The organism is Pseudomonas fluorescens, from assembly GCF_902497785.1.
Classification (GTDB): Bacteria; Pseudomonadota; Gammaproteobacteria; order Pseudomonadales; family Pseudomonadaceae; genus Aquipseudomonas; species Aquipseudomonas fluorescens_BO.
Map to the genome: position 1 here is coordinate 1 of NZ_CABVHK010000044.1, position 2,665 is coordinate 2,665.

Genomic DNA, 2,665 nt, shown 5'->3' on the forward strand with positions numbered 1-2,665 from the left:
CTGCCGAAGGCTGCGATCTTTTGCTTTTTCAGGCAAACACAAAATACTTGCGCACGGTCTCAACCACTTCCCACGTACCTTTCATCCCCGGCTCGATGACGAAAATATCACCGGCACGCAGGTGGATCGGCTCCTTTCCTTCGGGGGTGATGATGCAATACCCCTCGCGGAAATCGCAGTATTCCCACTTCACGTATTCCACATACCACTTGCCCGGCGTGCAGATCCAGGTGCCCATGATCTTGCTGCCGTCTTCGCTGGTGTAGGCGTTGAGGTTGACCGTGTGCGGATCGCCTTCGAGTTTTTCCCATTTGCAGGCGTCGAGCACTGGCAGCGGGTGAGTGTCGCGAAGAACGGTAATCGGTGCGGACATGATGACTCCGGGCGTGAGGGAGAACTGAAGTCGCACCCTATAGCGCCCTTGCATCGGTCAGTTGTCTGAACTCGACATCGAAGTGTCCAGAAGCGCGCGAAGCTGAAGTCTGCCCCTCAGGGAAGCATCAAGGCGTTCAGCAAGGCGTTGGCATAACCGGGTAACGCCGCAAAATCCCGGGCACACAGCAACAGTTTGCGCCGGGCCCAGGGTTCTTGCAGGGCGAGGCTCTTGAAAGGACTTTCGCCCGGCCAGCGCTCCACGGCCGCCAGCGGCACGATCGCCAGCCCGGCACCTCGAGCGACCATGCGCATCACGCCGTCGAAGCCGTCGGCGCGGATGCGGATCTGCATGCGTGAGCCGGTTTGCAGCGCCTGCTCTTCAAGGTGCACCGCCAACGCGCTGTTCGCGTTGAGCCCGACGTAGTCGTGGGGCAAGGTATCGCTGAAACTGACCGAGGGCGCAACGGCCAATGGATGGTCGCGGGGCATGATCAGCACCAGCGGATCGTCGCGAAACGGGCGGGTCTGCAGGTCATCGGTGTTCACGGCGTCGGACACCAGCCCCAAGTCCGCCGCGCCTTGGCGCAAGGCATGAGTGATGCGCGCGCTGGGCAGTTCTTGCAGGTCGATGTCGAGGTTGGGGTGGCTGCGCAGGAAATCGGCGAGCAACTCGGGAAGGTATTCGGTGATCGCCGTGGTGTTGCACAACAAACGCACCTGACCTTTGACGCCTTGCGCATACTCGGCCAGGTCCTGCTGCATGCGTTCGGCGTGTTGCAGCAGGAGCCGCGCGTGTCGCGCCAGGGCTTTTCCGGCAGGCGTGGGCGTGACGCCGCGACGGCCGCGCTCGAGGAACTCGATGCCGAGCGAAGATTCCATTGCGCGGATGCGTGCACTCGCTGCCGCCAGGGACAGATGGCTGCGCGCGGCGCCGGCGGTGATGTTGCCGGTGTCGAGGATGTTCAGGTAGAGGCGCAGGTCGGTCAGGTCGAAGTGCATTACACCAGTCTTCAAGTAAGTGTTGTCTGGGCGGACGCCTTCGTCGGAACGACAAAGTTGTCAGCCTATTGCCAAACAAGAGGCACCCTCAGTATATGGCAGATTTTCACCAGGCCAATCCAGCCCCAGAATGACCCCATGAATTCACTCGCCGCGTTCTACCAAAACCTCGGGCTTGCCCTGTCCCTGATGGTCATCGCCACCTTCCTGCTGGCCGGCATGATCAAAGGCGTTATCGGCCTCGGCCTGCCGACCATCGCCATGGGCCTGCTCGGTCTGGCTATGGCGCCGTCGCAGGCTGCGGCGTTACTGATCATTCCCGCGACCGTGACCAATGTCTGGCAACTGGCATTCGGCGGGCATTTGCGCGGGCTGGCCAAACGGCTGTGGCCGATGCTACTGGCGATCTTCCTCGGCACCGGCGCCGGCACGGTGTGGCTCGGCATGGCGGGCGGGCATTGGGTGGTGCGGGGTTTGGGCGCGGCGTTGTTGATCTACGCGCTGAGCGGGCTGTTCCTGCCGACCTTACGCGTCAGCGAGCAGAACGAGGGTTGGCTCGGTCCGTTATGTGGCGTGTTGACCGGCATCATCACTTCCGCCACCGGCGTGTTCGTGATTCCAGCGGTGCCGTACCTGCAAGCGCTGGGTTTGAGCAAGGATGAACTGGTGCAGGCGCTGGGCCTGTCGTTCACCGTGTCGACCCTCGCACTCGCCGCCGGTCTGTTATGGCGCGGCTCGCTGGGCGGTGGCGAGTTGAGTGCTTCAATGCTGGCGCTGATTCCGGCGGTCCTCGGTATGTTGCTCGGGCAGTGGCTGCGCCAGCGGATCAGCGCCGTGCTGTTCAAACGCGTGTTCTTCATCGGCCTCGGTTTACTCGGCGGCCACTTGCTGGTCAGCGGGTAGCGGATGACGGGCTGATCATCTCGAGGCAAAAACCTCCTCAACTGCACAGTGGACGCAAGTCTATGGCAACAATCGACTGTCTATTCGTGCGTATAGATCAAATGTATTTTGCGTATTCATGGCTTACTCCGCGCGAGGCCGGTCGTTAATCTGCCGCCATCCAGATTCTGACCCTTGCGAGATTTCCATGAAAAAAGTCCTGTTGCTCAATGGCGGTAAAAAGTTTGCTCACTCCGATGGCCGCTATAACGCCACCCTGCACGAAGCCGCGCTGAGCGTGCTGGATCGCGGTGGCGTTGACGTGAAAACCACGTTCATCGACGAGGGTTACGACGTCGCCGATGAGGTCGCCAAATTTCTGTGGGCCGACGTGATCATTTATCAAATG

The 2,665-nt window shown here is 61.0% G+C and carries 3 protein-coding genes and 1 pseudogene; 2 read left to right on the top strand and 2 right to left on the bottom strand.

What is annotated here, in order from left to right:
* Window positions 1-28: 28 nt before the first annotated feature.
* Both F8N62_RS31125 and F8N62_RS31130 read right to left on the bottom strand, forming a co-directional pair.
* Window positions 29-373 (bottom strand): cupin domain-containing protein, encoded by a 345-nt coding sequence (locus F8N62_RS31125; protein ID WP_008024653.1) that lies wholly within the window; start codon window positions 371-373, stop codon window positions 29-31.
* Between the two features lie 116 nt (window positions 374-489).
* Window positions 490-1,374 carry a LysR substrate-binding domain-containing protein gene (locus F8N62_RS31130; protein WP_150713390.1) on the bottom strand — a complete coding sequence of 295 codons (885 nt, stop codon included), beginning with the start codon at window positions 1,372-1,374 and terminating at the stop codon, window positions 490-492.
* A 138-nt stretch (window positions 1,375-1,512) separates the two neighbouring features.
* Between F8N62_RS31130 and F8N62_RS31135 the strand changes: the two genes are divergently transcribed.
* Window positions 1,513-2,277: a sulfite exporter TauE/SafE family protein gene (locus F8N62_RS31135; RefSeq protein WP_150713389.1), complete on the top strand. Its 765-nt coding sequence runs from the start codon at window positions 1,513-1,515 to the stop codon at window positions 2,275-2,277.
* Between the two features lie 187 nt (window positions 2,278-2,464).
* A pseudogene (locus F8N62_RS31140) lies at window positions 2,465-2,665 on the top strand (NADPH quinone reductase MdaB); the annotation flags it as partial.